This window comes from Pseudomonas sp. S2_H01 (assembly GCF_054668305.1).
Genome location: NZ_CP162756.1, coordinates 3038234 through 3055309, shown reverse-complemented (window position 1 = coordinate 3055309; position 17076 = coordinate 3038234). Strand labels below are relative to the sequence as shown.

Genomic DNA, 17076 nt, shown 5'->3' with positions numbered 1-17076 from the left:
GAGGCGACTGATCTCGCGCAATCGCGGGCAAGCGCGCTCCTGTAAAAACCGCCCTTGAGCCGTCCCCGATCACCGGCCCTTGCATCCGCCCGCCAGCGCCCGCATAAATTCACCCATGAATGTATCCCATGCTTCTGACCCCGTGCTCGACGCCTTCCACCCTGCCGTCAGTGCCTGGTTTCGCGCCACATTTCCGGCCGTCACGGCGGCCCAGGCCCAAGCGTGGCCGTTGATAAAACGGCGGCAGTCCACACTGATCGCAGCGCCCACCGGCTCGGGCAAAACCCTGACGGCGTTCCTGGCAGTGATCGACGATCTGGTTCACCAGGGCCTGGAAGCCGGCGGACAGTTGCCGGACCAAACCTTCGTGGTCTATGTCTCGCCCCTCAAGGCGCTGTCCAACGACATCCAGATCAACCTGCAAAATCCGCTGGCCGGCATCACTGAACAGCTCATGGGTCAGGGCCTTCCCGAGCTGCGCATCAGCACCGCCGTGCGCACCGGCGACACCCAGCAGAAAGAACGCACGGCCATGCGCAAGACCGCGCCGCACATTCTGGTGACCACGCCCGAATCGCTGTACGTGCTGCTGGGCTCGGATTCCGGACGCCGCATGCTGTCGAACACGCAAACCGTGATCATTGATGAGATTCACGCCATCGCGGCCAGCAAGCGCGGCAGCCACCTGGCATTGAGCCTTGAGCGCTTGCAGGCGCTCTGTGAAAAGCCACTGCTGCGCATCGGACTGTCGGCCACCCAGAAACCCATCGAGCGCGTCTCACGCTTTCTGGTCGGCAGCGATGCGGTCACACGCCCCTGCGCCATCGTCGACATCGGCCACGCGCGCCCTCGCGATCTGGCCATCGAAGTACCTCCCGTGCCGCTGACCGCCGTGATGGCCAACGATGTCTGGCAGCTGGTTTACGACCGCCTCGCCGACCTGGCGCGCGAGCATCGCACCACATTGATCTTCGTTAATACGCGGCGCCTGGCCGAACGCATGGCCCGCCATTTGAGCGATCGTCTCGGCAAGGAAGCCGTCGCCGCGCACCACGGCAGCCTCGCCAAGGAGCAGCGCCTGGATGCCGAACAACGGCTCAAGCGTGGCGATCTGCAGGTGTTGATTGCGACCGCGTCGCTGGAACTGGGGATCGACATCGGCGATGTCGATCTTGTCTGTCAGATCAGTTCGCCGCGTTCCATCGCTTCATTCCTTCAACGCGTAGGACGTTCCGGGCATCAGGTCGGCGGCACGCCAAAAGGCCGGTTGTTTGCCGTTTCTCGCGATGACCTGATTGAGTGCGCCGCCCTGCTCGATTGCGTGCGGCGTGGCGAGCTCGACATCCTGCAGATTCCCAAGGCGCCACTGGATGTGCTGGCGCAGCAAATCATTGCCGAGGTCAGCTGCCGGGAATGGGAAGAGCAAGCGCTGCTGGCGATGTTCCGCCAGGCATCGCCCTACGCAGAGGTCGACGAGGGCCATTATCAGGCGCTGCTGGGCATGCTCGCCGAAGGCTACAGCGGTCGTCAGGGCGTGCGCGCGGCTTACCTGCATCGCGACGCCGTGACCCGCACGTTGCGGGGGCGACGCGGCAGCAAGCTGACCGCGGTCACCAGCGGCGGGACGATTCCGGACAATGCCGATTACAGCGTGATCCTTGAGCCGCAGGCGCTGAACATCGGCACGGTCAACGAGGACTTCGCCGTCGAAAGCATCGCTGGCGATATCTTTCAGCTCGGCAACACGTCTTACCGGATCCTGCGCATCGAAGCCGGTCGCGTGCGGGTCGAGGACGCCCAAGGTGTGCCACCCAATATTCCGTTCTGGCTGGGTGAAGCGCCCGGGCGCAGCAACGAGCTTTCTTTTGCCGTCGCGCGCCTGCAGGCCGACATCGACCAGCAGCTCGCGGCGCATCCCGGCAACCTAAGACCGTGCAGCGACTGGTTGATGAGTACGCTCGGGCTGGACGCCGCCAGCGCCGAACAGATCGTCGATTACCTCGCCCGCGCCCACTCGGCGCTCGGCGCCTTGCCGTCCCAGGACACGCTGGTGATGGAGCGCTTCTTCGATGAGTCCGGCGGCACCCAATTGGTCATCCATACGCCCTTCGGCAGCCGGATTAACCGAGCCTGGGGGTTGGCGCTGCGCAAACGCTTCTGTCGCACATTCAATTTCGAATTGCAGGCCGCCGCCAGCGAAGACGCCATCGTGCTGTCGCTTTCCACCACCCACAGCTTTGCGCTGGACGACGTCTGGTGCTACCTCCATTCAAACACCGCCGAGCACCTGTTGATTCAGGCCGTGCTCGAGGCACCCTTGTTTGGCGTGCGCTGGCGCTGGAACGCCGGGGTCGCGCTGGCCTTGCCCCGTTATGCGGGCGGTCGCAAAGTCGCACCACAATTGCAGCGCATGAAGAGCGAGGACCTGATCGCCACGGTGTTTCCCGATCAGATCGCCTGCCTGGAAAACCTGGTCGGCGAGCGTGAAGTTCCAGAGCATCCGCTGGTTGAGCAAACCCTCGACGACTGCCTGCATGAAGCCATGGACGCTGAAGGCTGGCTGTCTTTGCTGCGCCGCATGGAAAAAGGTGACGTGCGGCTGATCAGTCGTGACCTCCCCGCCCCCTCGCCACTCGCGGCCGAAATTCTCAACGCCAAGCCCTACGCGTTTCTGGACGACGCGCCTCTGGAAGAACGACGCACCCAAGCCGTCCTCAATCGACGCTGGAGCGACCCGGAGTCTGCCGACGATCTGGGCGCGCTCGACGCCGACGCGATTGTCGCGGTCAGCGAAGAAGCCTGGCCGCAGCCCCAAAACCTGGACGAGATGCACGAAGCCTTGATGAGCCTGGGTTGTGTGAGCGGCGCGGAAGCCCGGGATCAACGCGACTGGATGAAATGGCTGGAAAGCCTGGCCCGCTCTGGTCGCGCGACTCGCCTGCAAGTCACGCCCGATCAAGCACTGTGGATTGCGCTGGAGCGGCTGACCTGTCTGCAAGCGCTGTACCCCACGGCCGAAATGCACCCGCCGCTGGCGGCGTTGGCAGGATTCGATGAAGCGTGGAGCGAGGACGATGCCCGCGTCGAGATCGTTCGCGCGCGCCTGAGCGGGTTCGGGCCGATGGTGTTGTCCGCCATCGCCGAACCGTTGGCCTTGTCGCCGGGCAACGTCACTCAGGCGCTGGCGCAACTGGAAAACGAAGGCTATCTGCTGCGTGGACGCTTCAGCCCCGGCGTCAGCGAGGAACAGTGGTGCGAGCGGCATTTGCTGTCGCGCATTCATCGCTACACGGTCAAACGCCTGAGGCGGGAAATCGAGCCTGTTTCGTTGCAGGATTTCATGCGGTTTTTGTTCGACTGGCAGCACCTCTCCGCAGCGACCCAGAGCCAGGGCAAGGCTGCGCTGCCCGAGGTGGTCGATCAGCTCGAAGGGTATTCTGCAGCAGCAGGCGCTTGGGACAGCGAGATTCTTCCGGCCCGCTTGAAGGATTATTCCCAGAGCTGGCTGGATGACCTGTGTCGGTCCGGCAAGGTGGTGTGGATGCGTCTGACCAGTCGCAACAAGATCGGCAGCGCTGCATTGCGCAGTACGCCGATTGTGCTGCTGCCGCGCCCACAGGTGCGGTTGTGGAGCGGTCTGACCGAGCAGCCCGCGCCGACCGAACTGTCGTTGCGCGCGCAGAGGGTTTATGAAGTGCTGTCGAACCACGGCGCGATGTTCTTCGACGAACTGACTTCCGAGGCGCATCTGTTGCGCACAGAGCTTGAGAACGCGCTGCAGGAATTGGTTGGCGCAGGCTTGGTAAACGCCGACAGTTTCGCCGGACTGCGGGCACTGGTCACGCCCGCCAGCAAGCGCGCGGCGCACACCAGCCGACGCAATCGTGGTGCATTTATCGGCGGAATGGACGATGCCGGACGCTGGGCGTTGCTGCGTCGCGCCCCGGCCAAGGCATCATCTGCACCACAACAACGACTCGACAATGACACGCTTGAGCACATCGCCATGACGCTACTACGCCGCTATGGCGTGGTTTTCTGGCGATTGCTGGAGCGTGAAGCCGACTGGCTCCCCAGTTGGCGTGAGCTGCTCAGGACGTTTCATCGACTGGAAGCACGTGGCGAGATTCGGGGCGGGCGCTTCGTTGCAGGTCTGGCCGGTGAGCAATTTGCGCTGCCCGAGGCGATCCCTGTGCTGCGGGACGTGCGCAAACGCCCGCTGGACGGCAGCCTGATTGGCGTCAGCGGTGTCGACCCGCTGAATCTCGCCGGGACGTTGCTCCCCGGCGCGAAAGTGGCAGCGGTGGTCGGCAACCGACTGGTGTACCGCGACGGCGTCCCTATCGCCGCGATCATCGCAGGCAAACCGCAGTACTGGGGCGAGCTGGATGCCGGAATGATGCTGCAGGTCCGCGACCGGTTGTTCCGATGAGGCCGCTATGCCGCTGACGCGCTCGTGAGATAGATGTGCTTCCTGTAGGAGCAGTCCGAGGTTACGAGGGCCGCGAACGCGGTCTGTCATTCACCGATGATGCTGCTCACCCGCCGCATTCGTCCGAACACGGCCCGCACCAAGCCCGGCACCGCTCACGTTTCTGCCGCTACGCCGGACTTTCCGACCCATCCTTGTTCACCACCGAGGCCTTGCCCGGCAACGGCTGCTGCTCATCGCCCTCCTCCATCGGCAGCATCTGTCCGTTATGCGGACTCATGATCAGTTGTGGATAAGTTTGCGCGAAACGCACATCCGTCGACTTATCCACAAGGCGCTTGAGTTTGTCGTTGAACGCGCGACTCACCGCATACTGCCCGCCTGACGACGTCCGGAACTGTGCAGTGATCACGATCCCGTTCATGTCCATGCGATCCAGGCCGAACACCTCCAGCGGCCCTTGCAGCTTGCTCGCCAGCAGAAAGTCATCGCTGATCGCCTGCCCCGCCTCGCGAATCAGCGATGTCGCGGAATCGACGTCCGAATCGTACGTGAACTGGAACGAGAAGAACGCGTACGCGAACTGGCGCGACTGATTCGTCACCGCCTTGATCTGGCCAAACGGCACCGAATGCACGAAGCCTTTGCCGTCACGCAGGCGCAACGTGCGAATCGTCAGGCTCTCGACCGTACCGGCGTGACCGGAGTCCAGCACCACCCAGTCGCCGATGGAAATGGTGTCCTCGATAATGATGAACAGCCCGGTGATCACGTCCTGAACCAGTTGCTGGGAACCGAAACCGATCGCCAGACCGACCACCCCGGCACCCGCCAGCAAAGGCGCGACATTGATGCCCAGATTGGCCATTGTGGTGATGGTGCAGATCACCACCAGGATAATTTTGATCGCGTTGCGCAGCAGGGGAAGGATGGTTTTCACGCGCGTGCTGGGCTGGCGCGAAGAGCGGTTGCTGGTCGGCGGCTTGAGGGCCTCCTGAATCGCGGTGTCCATGACCACCCACAGCAACCACGTGACCAGGAAAATCAGCCCGATGCTGCTGAGCGAGTCGCTGATGACCTTGCCCAACGCATTGCGCTGGGCGAATTCGAACAGCGAAAAACCCCAGATCCTGCCCAGCAATTCGATAAATCCTACCGCCAGCGCGATGCGTAGCACTGCATGCAGCAGACTCAGCAGCCGCTCTTTATAGACGCGTCCGGTGTGAACTTCGGCGGGTTTGAACATGTGCTGAAACAACGTGCTGAGGAACACCGTGCCGATGAGCAAAACGGTGGTCAGCAACGCGCACCGAAGTGCTTCCTGACTGTCCTCGCCTGCGCCGATCAGGTTGACGGCCGAGACCAGAATCATCAGCAGAATCGGCAAATGCCAGAGGCTCGAAAAAATCTTCAGCGTCTGTTGCAACGCCGGCCGTGCCAGACGAGCGCTCAGTGACCGGTTACGAATCAGATGCGCCACAGGCCTGCGCATCCTGATCACCACGATGCAGAACATCACCGAGGCCATCAACCCGGTAAAGGCCGCAACGCTGGTGGTGACGTTACCGCCAAACTGACGGGAAATCTGCGGACTGGTCAGGGCGTCACTCAAGGCGGCGAGGAAGCCGATGACGAACAACGGATGCGGTGCGTAGCCGCGTATGACGCGCACCGCAGTGCGCTTGTGCCCCGAATTGAAAAGCACGATGACGGACATCAATATTGAGGTGGAAAAGATGCCGCTGCTGGTCGAATACGCCAGACATAACGCCAGCGCACGGCCGATCGAGGGTGACATGAAGTGGCTGACATACAGCGTCAGCGGCAGACAGATCACCGCCGGAATCGTGAAAGGCAGAACGTAGCTCAGCACGCCCTTGACCCGCTCCCGCTTGATCAGCAGGCGCCGCCGAGAGACGCGGCCCACAATGAACGTCGCGATGCGATTGAGCAGCAAAAATGCCGCGATCCACACCACTGACAAAATCAGAAAGTCGCTGATGATGCTCCACGGCGAACGCGCCAACGGCTTGTTGACGAGCGTATCGAGCTCATCCGCAGCACGGTCTGCACGCAGGCGCCAGGAGTCTAATAGATTTCCGTCCAGATCCAGCTTGTCCTGCACGCTGTCGATGCTGGAGCTGATTGCACCGAGCAATCCGCCCTTCACCAGAATTTCCGGTTGGGCAGGCTCTGCGGCCGGAGCGGGATCGGCGGGTGCCGAGGACTGTGCAGCGCTTGCGGCAGACGCGTCGGCAGCCATCACGTTGAAACTGCCAACGCCAAGCATCAGGCACATCAGCAGGACGGGTTTGAAATTTAACAAAACGCTGGTCACTCCTTGGCGTCATGAGGGACGGCGGAATCAAGGCCCACTGAAACTGATCCACATTCGCCCTCCAAGTTCGGCACCCAGGTAAATCCTTCATCTGCAAACAGCGACACCGACCAACGGAATCAACGATTTTTCAAAAAGCCACTTGACCATGGAGAACGATCGTTCTACCTTGAATCACATGAACGCACCTCTGATCGAAACACGCGAAAAGATTCTCACGACCGCCGAGCAACTGATCTACCAGAACGGTATTCACGCCACCGGCATGGATCTGCTGGTGAAAACGTCTGGCGTCGCGAGAAAAAGTATCTACCGTTACTTCGCAACCAAAGACGAAGTGGCCGCGGCAGCGCTGAATGCGCGCGACGTCCGCTGGATGACGTGGTTCAGGACGGAGTCGGACAAGGCTGAAACCGCCGATGCGCGCATTCTCAATATGTTCGCCGTGCTCAAAGGCTGGTTCGAGTCCGAAGGATTTCACGGCTGTGCCTTTATCAACACCGCCGGCGAGATTGGCGATCCGAACGATCCAATTCGTTTGATCGCCAAACTGCATAAACAGAAGTTGTTCGACTACACGCTTGAGTTGTGCGAGCAGCTGAATGTCGAGCAACCGTCAGCGCTGGCCAAACAGTTGCTGATTCTGATGGAAGGCGCCATCACCATGGCCCGCGTCATGGGGGACTTCAGCGCCGCCGACAGCGCAAAGGACGTTGCGCAGCTGTTGCTCAAACAGGCCTCGTCCTAGCGGCCTGAGCTTCAAGAACGCTTCACCCAACGCCGAACTCATCATTGTCTGGAGGCTTCGCTATGTCGTCCACTGCACAAACTCGCCCGCCACTTCCCCCTTTCACCCGCGAATCGGCCATCGAAAAGGTCCGCCTGGCCGAAGATGGCTGGAACAGCCGTGACCCGGAAAAAGTCTCGTTGGCCTATACGCTCGACACCAAATGGCGCAACCGCGCTGAGTTCGCGATCAACCGTGAAGAAGCCAAGGGCTTTCTGACTCGCAAGTGGAAGAAAGAGCTGGATTACCGCTTGATCAAAGAGCTGTGGGCCTTCACCGACAACCGCATTGCCGTCCGTTACGCCTACGAATGGCATGACGACTCAGGCAACTGGTACCGCTCATACGGAAACGAAAACTGGGAATTCAACGAAGACGGCCTGATGGCCAACCGTTTCGCCTGCATCAATGACATGCCGATCAAGGAATCCGAGCGCAAATTCCACTGGCCGCTGGGCCGTCGTCCTGACGATCATCCAGGATTGTCGGACCTGGGGCTGTAACAGGCTTCGGGTCTTTACACCTGAAACGCACAGGATTCAGGCCCAACAAAAAGCCCCCGGCAGCTGAGCTGTCCGGGGGCTTTTTATTCGAACGGTTATCGCAATCGATCCATTTGGATCAGAACGGGATATCGTCGTCGAAGCTGTCGAAATCAGGTGCTGGTTGTGGCGCCTGTTGCGGAGCTGGACGTGATTCGCGTTGTGGTTGAGGAGCTGCCTGCGGACGCGATTGTTGCTGTGGACGAGGTGCGGAATTCTGATAGCCGCCACCGCTTTGGCCCTGTGGAGCGCCTTCGCCTTGCGGACGGCCGCCCAACAGCTGCATGGTGCCCTGCATGTCGACGATGATTTCGGTGGTGTAACGCTTGATGCCGTCTTTTTCCCACTCGCGGGTTTGCAGCTTGCCTTCAATGTAGACCTGCGAACCTTTACGCAGGTACTCGCCGGCGATCTCTGCGACCTTGCCGAACATCGAAACGCGGTGCCATTCGGTCTTTTCGACTTTCTGACCGGTTTGCTTGTCGGTCCATTGCTCGCTAGTTGCCAGACTCAGATTGGTCACAGCATTACCGTTAGGCATGTAGCGAACTTCGGGATCCTGGCCACATGTGCCGACCAATATGACTTTGTTAACCCCACGGGCCATAACGTTCTCCTAGGCTTCACACGTTTCCGACGCTGGATTGACCACTTCGTCGAAAGACGCCCGATCCAACAGTTCTTTGTCAAATTTGATATAGATGGCAGCCTCGTCGGCGACCACTACTGCATCTGTTACTCCACGTACGGCCAACACGCGATCGGCCAGGCCTGTGTCGCGTTGAGCCTCGGGCGACAACGGCAAGCGAAGGCTGGTCACGTACGGAGGTTCGCGCATGGTAACAGCAAACGCGAGCCAAATGGCGGCCAGACCGGCACCGCCAAGGAACACCACGCCCAGCCCTCCGTGCTGAAACAACCACCCGCCGAGGATGCCGCCAGCGGCCGAACCGAGGAACTGGCTGGTGGAATAAATTCCCATCGCCGTGCCTTTGCCACCGGCCGGAGACACCTTGCTGATCAGCGACGGAAGCGAGGCTTCCAGCAGATTGAACGCGGTGAAGAACACCACCGTGCCAATGACCAGCGCCCGAAGCGTGTCGCCGAACTCCCAGAAGAATAGCTCAGTGAGCATCAGAACCAGGACGGCGCCGAGCAAAACCCGCTTCATCTGACGCTTCTTCTCGCCGTAAATGATGAAAGGGATCATGGCAAAGAAGGAAATCAGCAGTGCAGTCAGGTAGACCCACCAGTGCTGCTCCTTGGGCAAACCGGCTTTCTGGACCAGCGCCAACGGCAATGCAACGAAACTGGACATCAGCATCGCGTGCAACGCGAAGATACCTAAATCAAGGCGCAACAAGTCCGGATGGCGGAGGGTCGCGCCAAGTGCCTGCTTCGCAAGGCCAGACTCGCGATGCTGCAGCGTCACCGTCGATTTGGGGACGACGAACGCAACAATCACAATACCGATGAGCGCCATCGCGCCTGTGGCCAGGAACAATCCCGACAGACCAAACGCGCTGGTCAGGATCGGTCCGATCACCATCGCAATGGCAAACGAGACGCCGATGGTCATGCCGATCATGGCCATTGCCTTGGTGCGATGTTGCTCGCGGGTCAGGTCAGACAACAGCGCCATGACTGCGGCGGAAATTGCGCCGGCCCCTTGCAGAATACGACCGGCGATCACGCCCCAGATGGAGGTCGACTGGGCGGCCAGAACACTCCCGAGGGCGAACACCACCAACCCCAGATAAATGACCGGACGACGACCGATGCGGTCGGAAATAATCCCGAAGGGGATTTGCAGCACCGCTTGCGTCAGGCCGTATGCGCCAATAGCGAGACCAATGAGTGCCGGGCTCGCGCCAGCCAGATCCATGCCGTAGGTCGCGAGGACCGGCAGAACCATGAACATGCCGAGCATACGGAACGCGAAGACCAGGGCCAGACCGCCCGCCGCGCGGGTTTCGCTGCCACTCATGCGCTCGCTGTGAGAATCGTGCATGGAAGAACCTCATGTGAACCGGCGGCGATTCTACCAGTCCCATCGATGTACAGCACATACGACGCTTTGCCGCGCATCGCAGGAATTTTCTTTTTCCCATGCCTGGCGACGCGCAAGCCGATAGTGTGCATCCATCCAGTATTTCGCCGTATACTCCTTCGTTTTGACGCCCGCCGTGCGAGGCCACTTTGGACAAGATCCTGATTCGTGGGGCTCGAACCCACAACCTGAAAAACATCGACCTGACCCTGCCACGCGACAAGCTGATCGTGATTACCGGTCTATCCGGTTCAGGCAAGTCATCGCTGGCATTCGACACGCTGTATGCCGAAGGTCAGCGTCGCTATGTCGAATCGCTGTCAGCCTATGCGCGTCAGTTCCTTTCAATGATGGAAAAACCTGACGTCGATACGATCGAAGGCCTTTCGCCTGCGATCTCCATCGAACAGAAATCGACATCGCACAACCCGCGTTCGACCGTCGGCACCATCACCGAGATCTACGACTATTTGCGTTTGTTGTATGCGCGCGTCGGACAGCCGCGTTGCCCGGACCATGATATTCCCCTGGAAGCGCAGACGGTCAGCCAGATGGTCGACCTGGTACTCGCGGAGCCTGAAGGCAGCAAGCTGATGCTCCTGGCGCCGGTGGTGCGTGAGCGTAAAGGTGAACACCTTGCCGTGTTCGAAGAACTGCGCGCCCAGGGTTTCGTGCGCGCACGGGTCAACGGCAAGCTGTGCGAGCTCGATGAGTTGCCGAAGCTCGACAAACAGAAGAAGCATTCCATTGACGTGGTGGTCGACCGCTTCAAGGTGCGTGCCGACCTGCAACAGCGTCTGGCCGAATCCTTCGAGACCGCACTGAAGCTGGCCGACGGCATCGCCCTGGTTGCGCCGATGGATGACGAGCCCGGTGAAGAGATGATCTTCTCCGCCCGCTTTGCCTGCCCGATCTGTGGCCACGCGATCAGTGAACTGGAACCCAAGCTCTTCTCGTTCAACAACCCTGCCGGTGCGTGTCCGACCTGCGACGGTCTGGGCGTGAGGCAATTCTTCGACATCAAGCGGCTGGTCAATGCCGAACTGACGCTCGCCGAAGGTGCCATTCGTGGCTGGGACCGGCGCAACGTTTATTACTTCCAGATGCTCGGCTCATTGGCGAAGCACTATGGCTTCAGCCTGGAAGTGCCGTTCAAGGAATTGCCTGCAGATCAGCAGAAAATCCTGCTCAATGGCAGCGGCTCCCAGAACGTCGATTTCCGTTACCTGAACGACCGTGGCGACATCGTTAAACGCGCACACCCGTTCGAAGGGATCGTCCCGAACCTCGAGCGCCGTTATCGCGAGACAGAATCTGCGACCGTGCGCGAGGAACTCGCCAAGTTTCTCAGCACCCAGCCCTGCCCGGACTGCCGCGGTACGCGCCTGCGTCGCGAGGCGCGACATGTCTGGGTCGGTGAGAAAACGCTGCCTGCCGTGACCAACCTCCCGATCGGCGACGCCACCGATTATTTCGGCGGATTGAAGCTCACCGGGCGTCGCGGCGAAATCGCCGACAAGATTCTCAAGGAGATCCGCGAGCGTTTGCAGTTCCTGGTCAACGTGGGGCTGGATTACCTGACGCTGGATCGCAGTGCTGACACGCTCTCGGGCGGCGAGGCTCAGCGCATCCGTCTGGCCAGTCAGATCGGCGCGGGCCTGGTCGGTGTCATGTACATTCTGGACGAGCCGTCCATTGGGTTGCACCAGCGTGACAACGACCGACTCCTGGACACCCTTCGCCACCTGCGCGACATCGGCAACACCGTGATTGTCGTTGAACATGACGAAGACGCTATCCGGCTGGCCGACTACGTGGTGGACATCGGCCCGGGCGCTGGCGTGCACGGCGGTCACATCGTCGCCGAGGGGACGCCACAGGATGTCATGGCGCATCCAGACTCGCTGACGGGCAAATACCTTTCGGGGCGCGTAAAGATCGAAGTGCCTGCCAAGCGGACGCCGCGCAACAAGAAACTGTCTGTAAAACTCAAGGGTGCTCGCGGCAACAACCTGCGCAACGTCGATCTGGAAATCCCGATTGGCCTGCTGACCTGTGTGACCGGGGTGTCGGGTTCAGGCAAATCGACGCTGATCAACAATACGCTGTTCCCGCTCAGCGCCACGGCGCTGAACGGCGCGACAACGCTGGAAGCCGCGACGCACGACAGCATCGACGGGCTGCAGCACCTGGACAAAGTCGTCGACATCGACCAGAGCCCGATTGGCCGCACGCCGCGCTCCAACCCGGCGACCTACACCGGCCTGTTCACACCCATCCGTGAACTGTTCGCCGGTGTGCCCGAGTCGCGCTCACGCGGTTACGGCCCCGGGCGTTTTTCATTCAACGTTAAAGGCGGGCGTTGTGAAGCGTGCCAGGGCGACGGGCTGATCAAGGTAGAGATGCACTTCCTGCCTGACATCTACGTTCCGTGCGATGTGTGCAAGAGCAAACGCTACAACCGGGAAACTCTGGAGATCAAATACAAGGGCAAGAGCATCCACGAGGTGCTGGAGATGACCATTGAAGAAGCGCGAGCTTTCTTTGATGCCGTGCCTGCCCTCGCGCGCAAATTGCAAACCTTGATGGACGTGGGGCTTTCCTACATCAAGCTCGGCCAATCAGCGACCACACTGTCAGGCGGCGAAGCACAACGGGTTAAGCTCTCCCGAGAGCTCTCCAAACGCGACACAGGAAAGACGCTGTATATCCTCGATGAGCCGACCACAGGTTTGCATTTCGCCGATATCCAGCAGCTTCTAGACGTGTTGCATCGCCTGCGCGACCACGGCAACACTGTGGTGGTGATCGAGCACAACCTGGACGTGATCAAGACCGCTGACTGGCTGGTAGACCTTGGGCCGGAAGGCGGCTCCAAAGGTGGCCAGATCATCGCGACAGGGACACCAGAGCAAGTGGCGCAGATGAAGCAATCCTACACGGGCCACTACCTGAAGCCGTTGCTCGAACGTGATCGCGCGTAAGTGATCGCGCGTAATCAGTAAAGCGCAACACCAACTAAAAAGCCCCTGCCGTGAAGATCACGACAGGGGCTTTTTTTGGGTAGGCGTCAGAACTGCGATTGCAGGTAGTTCTCCAAACCAATGGACTTGATCAGACCCATCTGCTTTTCGAGCCAGTAGGTGTGGTCCTCTTCGGTGTCAGCGAGCTGGACACGCAGGATGTCACGACTGACGTAGTCCTTGTGTTGCTCACAGAGCGCGATGCCCTTGCACAGCGCAGCACGAACCTTATATTCGAGACGAAGGTCACTGGCGAGCATCTCAGGCACCGTGGTGCCGACGTCAAGATCGTCCGGGCGCATGCGCGGCGTACCTTCAAGCATCAGAATCCGGCGCATCAACGCATCAGCGTGCTGTGCCTCTTCTTCCATCTCGTGATTGATACGCTCGTACAGCTTACTGAAACCCCAATCCTCATACATCCGGGAATGGATGAAGTATTGATCGCGCGCAGCCAATTCGCCGGTCAGCAGCGTGTTGAGGTAATCGATGACGTCCGGGTGGCCTTGCATCGCCGTGAATCTCCTTCGTGAAAGTCGATAGTTTGAACCAACATCACGGACAGGTCACTCGATCAAAGGCAGAAAAACGAAGAAATACCGTGAATTTCTGACATTTGGTGCTGAAAACGCGGCTAAATGAGGAGAGTTCCGTTTATCACTTAGACTTAGCGCAATAGTTGCGCAAAGTAACTGATAACGCGTTGTATTTCGTCAAATGCGAAAAACAAAAAACCGGGCACTAGGCCCGGTTCTTTGTAACGAGTGACGTCTTATTCAGCAGCTTCTACAGAGCCGCCGACAGGACGATCAACCAGTTCGACGTACGCCATTGGCGCGTTGTCGCCAGCGCGGAAACCGCACTTGAGGATGCGCAGGTAACCACCCTCACGAGTTGCATAACGCTTGCCCAAATCGTTGAACAGCTTACCGACCATTTCTTTCGAACGGGTGCGGTCAAATGCCAGACGACGGTTGGCGACGCTATCAACCTTGGCCAGGGTGATCAGCGGCTCGGCAACGCGGCGCAGTTCCTTGGCTTTCGGCAGGGTAGTTTTGATCAGCTCGTGCTCGAACAGCGACACCGCCATGTTCTGGAACATGGCCTTGCGGTGAGAGCTGGTACGGCTCAGGTGACGTCCACTTTTACGATGACGCATGGTTCATTCCTTACCAAACACAACGTTCGGTGATTACGACGATCAGGCAGTCGCCTTGTCGTCCTTCTTAAGACTTGCAGGCGGCCAGTTGTCGAGGCGCATGCCGAGGGAGAGACCACGAGAAGCCAGAACGTCCTTGATTTCGGTCAAGGATTTCTTGCCCAGGTTCGGAGTCTTCAACAGTTCTACTTCGGTGCGCTGAATCAGGTCGCCGATGTAGTAAATGTTCTCCGCCTTAAGGCAGTTGGCCGAACGTACGGTCAGTTCCAAATCGTCAACCGGACGAAGCAGGATCGGATCGATCTCGTCTTCCTGTTCGACTACCACTGGCTCACTGTCACCTTTGAGGTCGACGAACGCAGCCAACTGCTGTTGCAGAATGGTTGCAGCGCGACGGATTGCCTCTTCAGGATCCAGAGTACCGTTGGTTTCCAGATCAATAACCAGTTTGTCCAGGTTAGTACGTTGTTCGACACGGGCGTTTTCCACCACGTATGCGATACGACGAACCGGGCTGAACGAGGAGTCAAGCTGCAAGCGACCGATGCTGCGGCTTTCGTCTTCGTCGCTCTGACGCGAGTCTGCTGGTTCATAACCGCGACCACGAGCTACAACGAGCTTCATGTTCAGGGCGCCGTTAGACGCCAGGTTAGCGATTACGTGATCGGGGTTAACGATCTCGACATCATGATCCAGCTGAATATCGGCAGCGGTAACCACCCCCGAACCCTTCTTCGACAAGGTCAGCGTAACTTCGTCTCGACCGTGCAGCTTGATAGCCAGACCTTTAAGGTTCAACAGGATTTCAATGACATCTTCCTGTACACCTTCGATGGCGCTGTACTCGTGGAGTACACCGTCAATCTCGGCCTCGACTACTGCACAGCCGGGCATGGAGGACAACAGGATGCGGCGCAGCGCGTTGCCCAGGGTATGGCCGAAACCACGCTCGAGAGGCTCGAGTGTGATTTTGGCGCGGGTTGGACTGACAACCTGCACATCAATGTGGCGGGGTGTCAGGAACTCATTTACCGAAATCTGCATGGATGCACCTATTTTCTAGCCCTTACTTGGAGTAGAGCTCGACAATCAGGCTTTCGTTGATGTCGGCGGACAGATCACTGCGAGCTGGAACGCTTTTGAAAACGCCAGATTTCTTCTCAGTGTCTACTTCTACCCATTCTACGCGGCCACGTTGGGCACACAGATCGAGAGCCTGGACGATACGCAGTTGGTTTTTCGCTTTTTCGCGAATAGCGACTACGTCACCAGCACGAACCTGGTAGGACGGAACGTTAACGGTTTTGCCGTTTACGCTAACCGACTTGTGCGATACCAGTTGACGCGATTCGGCACGAGTAGAACCGAAGCCCATACGGTATACGACGTTGTCCAGACGGCATTCGAGCAGTTGCAGCAGGTTCTCGCCAGTAGCGCCTTTCTTGCCGGCAGCTTCTTTGTAGTAACCGCTGAACTGACGCTCGAGAACGCCATAGATACGACGGACTTTCTGCTTTTCACGCAGCTGGGTACCGTAGTCGGATTGGCGACCGCGGCGCTGACCGTGGATACCTGGTGCAGCTTCGATGTTGCACTTCGATTCGATCGCGCGCACGCCGCTCTTCAGAAAGAGATCGGTGCCTTCGCGACGAGCGAGTTTGCATTTTGGACCAATGTAACGAGCCATTCTTTACAATCTCCTGGATTACACGCGGCGCTTCTTCGGCGGACGGCACCCGTTGTGCGGGATTGGCGTCACGTCGGTGATGCTGGCGATCTTGTAGCCACAGCCGTTCAAAGCACGAACTGCAGATTCACGACCTGGACCTGGACCCTTGACGTTAACGTCGAGGTTTTTCAGGCCGTATTCCAGCGCAGCTTGACCAGCACGCTCAGCAGCTACTTGAGCAGCGAACGGGGTGGACTTGCGGGAACCGCGGAAACCCGAACCACCGGAGGTAGCCCAGGAAAGAGCGTTACCTTGACGGTCGGTAATGGTCACGATGGTGTTGTTAAAAGATGCATGGATGTGGGCGATGCCATCAACCACTGTCTTTTTAACTTTTTTACGAGGACGAGCAGCAGGTTTTGCCATGATTTAATTCCTGTCGATTCGCTGGGGCGATTACTTGCGGATCGGCTTACGCGGACCTTTACGGGTACGCGCGTTAGTCTTGGTACGCTGACCGCGTACTGGAAGACCACGACGATGACGCAGACCGCGATAGCAACCGAGGTCCATCAAGCGCTTGATTTTCATGTTGATTTCGCGACGCAGGTCACCTTCAGTGGTGAACTTCGCGACTTCGCCACGCAGCTGTTCAATCTGCTCGTCGCTCAGATCTTTGATCTTTGCCGCCGGGTTAACCCCGGTGGTAGCACAGATTTTCTGTGCAGTCGTGCGACCAACACCATAGATGTAGGTCAGCGAGATAACAGTATGCTTGTTATCTGGAATGTTAACGCCTGCAATACGGGCCATTCAGTGGGACTCCAATTGACAGCTACCTACGCCCCGGAAGCCAAGAAATAGGGCGCGAGATAATATCGCTGTAATAACAAATAATCAACCCAGCAGCGCACTAGCTGCTGGGCTTTTAGCACAGATCACACTCAGCCTTGGCGCTGCTTGTGACGTGGTTCCGCGCTGCAAATTACTCGAACAACACCTTCGCGGCGAATAATCTTGCAGTTACGGCACAGCTTTTTCACCGATGCACGAACTTTCATCACCAACTCCTCGAA

At 59.0% G+C, this 17076-nt stretch carries 13 protein-coding genes and 1 pseudogene; 4 read left to right on the top strand and 10 right to left on the bottom strand.

From position 1 onward, the window contains the following. The first annotated feature begins 115 nt into the window (after positions 1 to 115). Complete coding sequence (locus tag AB4N84_RS13655) at positions 116 to 4432, top strand: DEAD/DEAH box helicase (protein ID WP_460046702.1); 4317 nt, start codon at positions 116 to 118, stop codon at positions 4430 to 4432. 276 nt (positions 4433 to 4708) lie between these two features. On the opposite strand, the pseudogene AB4N84_RS13650 reads toward AB4N84_RS13655, so the two are convergent. Next, positions 4709 to 6695 (bottom strand): annotated as a pseudogene (locus AB4N84_RS13650) (mechanosensitive ion channel family protein); the annotation flags it as partial. A gap of 253 nt (positions 6696 to 6948) precedes the next feature. Here AB4N84_RS13650 and AB4N84_RS13645 point away from each other — a divergent pair. Together AB4N84_RS13645 and AB4N84_RS13640 are read left to right on the top strand one after the other, a co-directional pair. Then, positions 6949 to 7518: a TetR/AcrR family transcriptional regulator gene (locus AB4N84_RS13645; protein WP_460046701.1), complete on the top strand. Its 570-nt coding sequence runs from the start codon at positions 6949 to 6951 to the stop codon at positions 7516 to 7518. Between the two features lie 62 nt (positions 7519 to 7580). Continuing rightward, complete coding sequence (locus AB4N84_RS13640; protein WP_074756880.1) at positions 7581 to 8060, top strand: nuclear transport factor 2 family protein; 480 nt, start codon at positions 7581 to 7583, stop codon at positions 8058 to 8060. A 118-nt stretch (positions 8061 to 8178) separates the two neighbouring features. Here the strand turns inward: AB4N84_RS13640 and AB4N84_RS13635 are convergent, their stop codons facing one another. Further along, positions 8179 to 8706, bottom strand: coding sequence for a single-stranded DNA-binding protein (locus AB4N84_RS13635; protein ID WP_460046699.1), 528 nt, complete (start codon positions 8704 to 8706; stop codon positions 8179 to 8181). 9 nt (positions 8707 to 8715) lie between these two features. Further along, positions 8716 to 10110 carry an MFS transporter gene (locus tag AB4N84_RS13630; protein WP_074758970.1) on the bottom strand — a complete coding sequence of 465 codons (1395 nt, stop codon included), beginning with the start codon at positions 10108 to 10110 and terminating at the stop codon, positions 8716 to 8718. A gap of 188 nt (positions 10111 to 10298) precedes the next feature. Between AB4N84_RS13630 and uvrA the strand changes: the two genes are divergently transcribed. Further along, on the top strand, positions 10299 to 13133 hold the full coding sequence (gene uvrA, locus AB4N84_RS13625; protein WP_460046697.1) for an excinuclease ABC subunit UvrA: 2835 nt from the start codon (positions 10299 to 10301) through the stop codon (positions 13131 to 13133). An 86-nt stretch (positions 13134 to 13219) separates the two neighbouring features. Here the strand turns inward: uvrA and bfr are convergent, their stop codons facing one another. From bfr to rpmJ, 7 genes are all read right to left on the bottom strand, one after another. Further along, entirely contained in the window at positions 13220 to 13684 is a 465-nt protein-coding gene (gene bfr, locus AB4N84_RS13620; protein WP_062384501.1) for a bacterioferritin, read from the bottom strand. A 260-nt stretch (positions 13685 to 13944) separates the two neighbouring features. Then, positions 13945 to 14331 (bottom strand): 50S ribosomal protein L17, encoded by a 387-nt coding sequence (rplQ, locus tag AB4N84_RS13615; protein WP_062384499.1) that lies wholly within the window; start codon positions 14329 to 14331, stop codon positions 13945 to 13947. A 42-nt stretch (positions 14332 to 14373) separates the two neighbouring features. Continuing rightward, positions 14374 to 15375, bottom strand: a complete 1002-nt coding sequence (locus AB4N84_RS13610; RefSeq protein ID WP_007970428.1) for a DNA-directed RNA polymerase subunit alpha — start codon at positions 15373 to 15375, stop codon at positions 14374 to 14376. Positions 15376 to 15397: 22 nt separating this feature from the next. Beyond that, positions 15398 to 16018 (bottom strand): 30S ribosomal protein S4, encoded by a 621-nt coding sequence (rpsD, locus tag AB4N84_RS13605; RefSeq protein WP_037017742.1) that lies wholly within the window; start codon positions 16016 to 16018, stop codon positions 15398 to 15400. Between the two features lie 18 nt (positions 16019 to 16036). Then, the gene (gene rpsK, locus AB4N84_RS13600) at positions 16037 to 16426 is read right to left on the bottom strand and encodes a 30S ribosomal protein S11 (protein WP_002555466.1); all 390 of its coding nucleotides are present in this window, start codon (positions 16424 to 16426) and stop codon (positions 16037 to 16039) included. A 30-nt stretch (positions 16427 to 16456) separates the two neighbouring features. After that, positions 16457 to 16813, bottom strand: coding sequence for a 30S ribosomal protein S13 (gene rpsM, locus AB4N84_RS13595; protein ID WP_004883692.1), 357 nt, complete (start codon positions 16811 to 16813; stop codon positions 16457 to 16459). A 131-nt stretch (positions 16814 to 16944) separates the two neighbouring features. Beyond that, on the bottom strand, positions 16945 to 17061 hold the full coding sequence (gene rpmJ, locus AB4N84_RS13590) for a 50S ribosomal protein L36 (RefSeq protein ID WP_002555468.1): 117 nt from the start codon (positions 17059 to 17061) through the stop codon (positions 16945 to 16947). Between the last annotated feature and the right edge of the window lie 15 nt (positions 17062 to 17076).

Bases quoted from the DNA above. Each gene is read 5' to 3' on its own strand.
- AB4N84_RS13640 (WP_074756880.1), top strand. From the start codon at position 7,581: ATGTCGTCCACTGCACAAACTCGCCCGCCACTTCCCCCTTTCACCCGC.
- AB4N84_RS13645 (WP_460046701.1), top strand. From the start codon at position 6,949: ATGAACGCACCTCTGATCGAAACACGCGAAAAGATTCTCACGACCGCC.
- bfr (WP_062384501.1), bottom strand. From the start codon at position 13,684: ATGCAAGGCCACCCGGACGTCATCGATTACCTCAACACGCTGCTGACC.
- AB4N84_RS13655 (WP_460046702.1), top strand. From the start codon at position 116: ATGAATGTATCCCATGCTTCTGACCCCGTGCTCGACGCCTTCCACCCT.
- rpsK (WP_002555466.1), bottom strand. From the start codon at position 16,426: ATGGCAAAACCTGCTGCTCGTCCTCGTAAAAAAGTTAAAAAGACAGTG.
- rpsM (WP_004883692.1), bottom strand. From the start codon at position 16,813: ATGGCCCGTATTGCAGGCGTTAACATTCCAGATAACAAGCATACTGTT.
- rpmJ (WP_002555468.1), bottom strand. From the start codon at position 17,061: ATGAAAGTTCGTGCATCGGTGAAAAAGCTGTGCCGTAACTGCAAGATT.
- AB4N84_RS13630 (WP_074758970.1), bottom strand. From the start codon at position 10,110: ATGCACGATTCTCACAGCGAGCGCATGAGTGGCAGCGAAACCCGCGCG.
- AB4N84_RS13635 (WP_460046699.1), bottom strand. From the start codon at position 8,706: ATGGCCCGTGGGGTTAACAAAGTCATATTGGTCGGCACATGTGGCCAG.
- rplQ (WP_062384499.1), bottom strand. From the start codon at position 14,331: ATGCGTCATCGTAAAAGTGGACGTCACCTGAGCCGTACCAGCTCTCAC.
- AB4N84_RS13610 (WP_007970428.1), bottom strand. From the start codon at position 15,375: ATGCAGATTTCGGTAAATGAGTTCCTGACACCCCGCCACATTGATGTG.
- rpsD (WP_037017742.1), bottom strand. From the start codon at position 16,018: ATGGCTCGTTACATTGGTCCAAAATGCAAACTCGCTCGTCGCGAAGGC.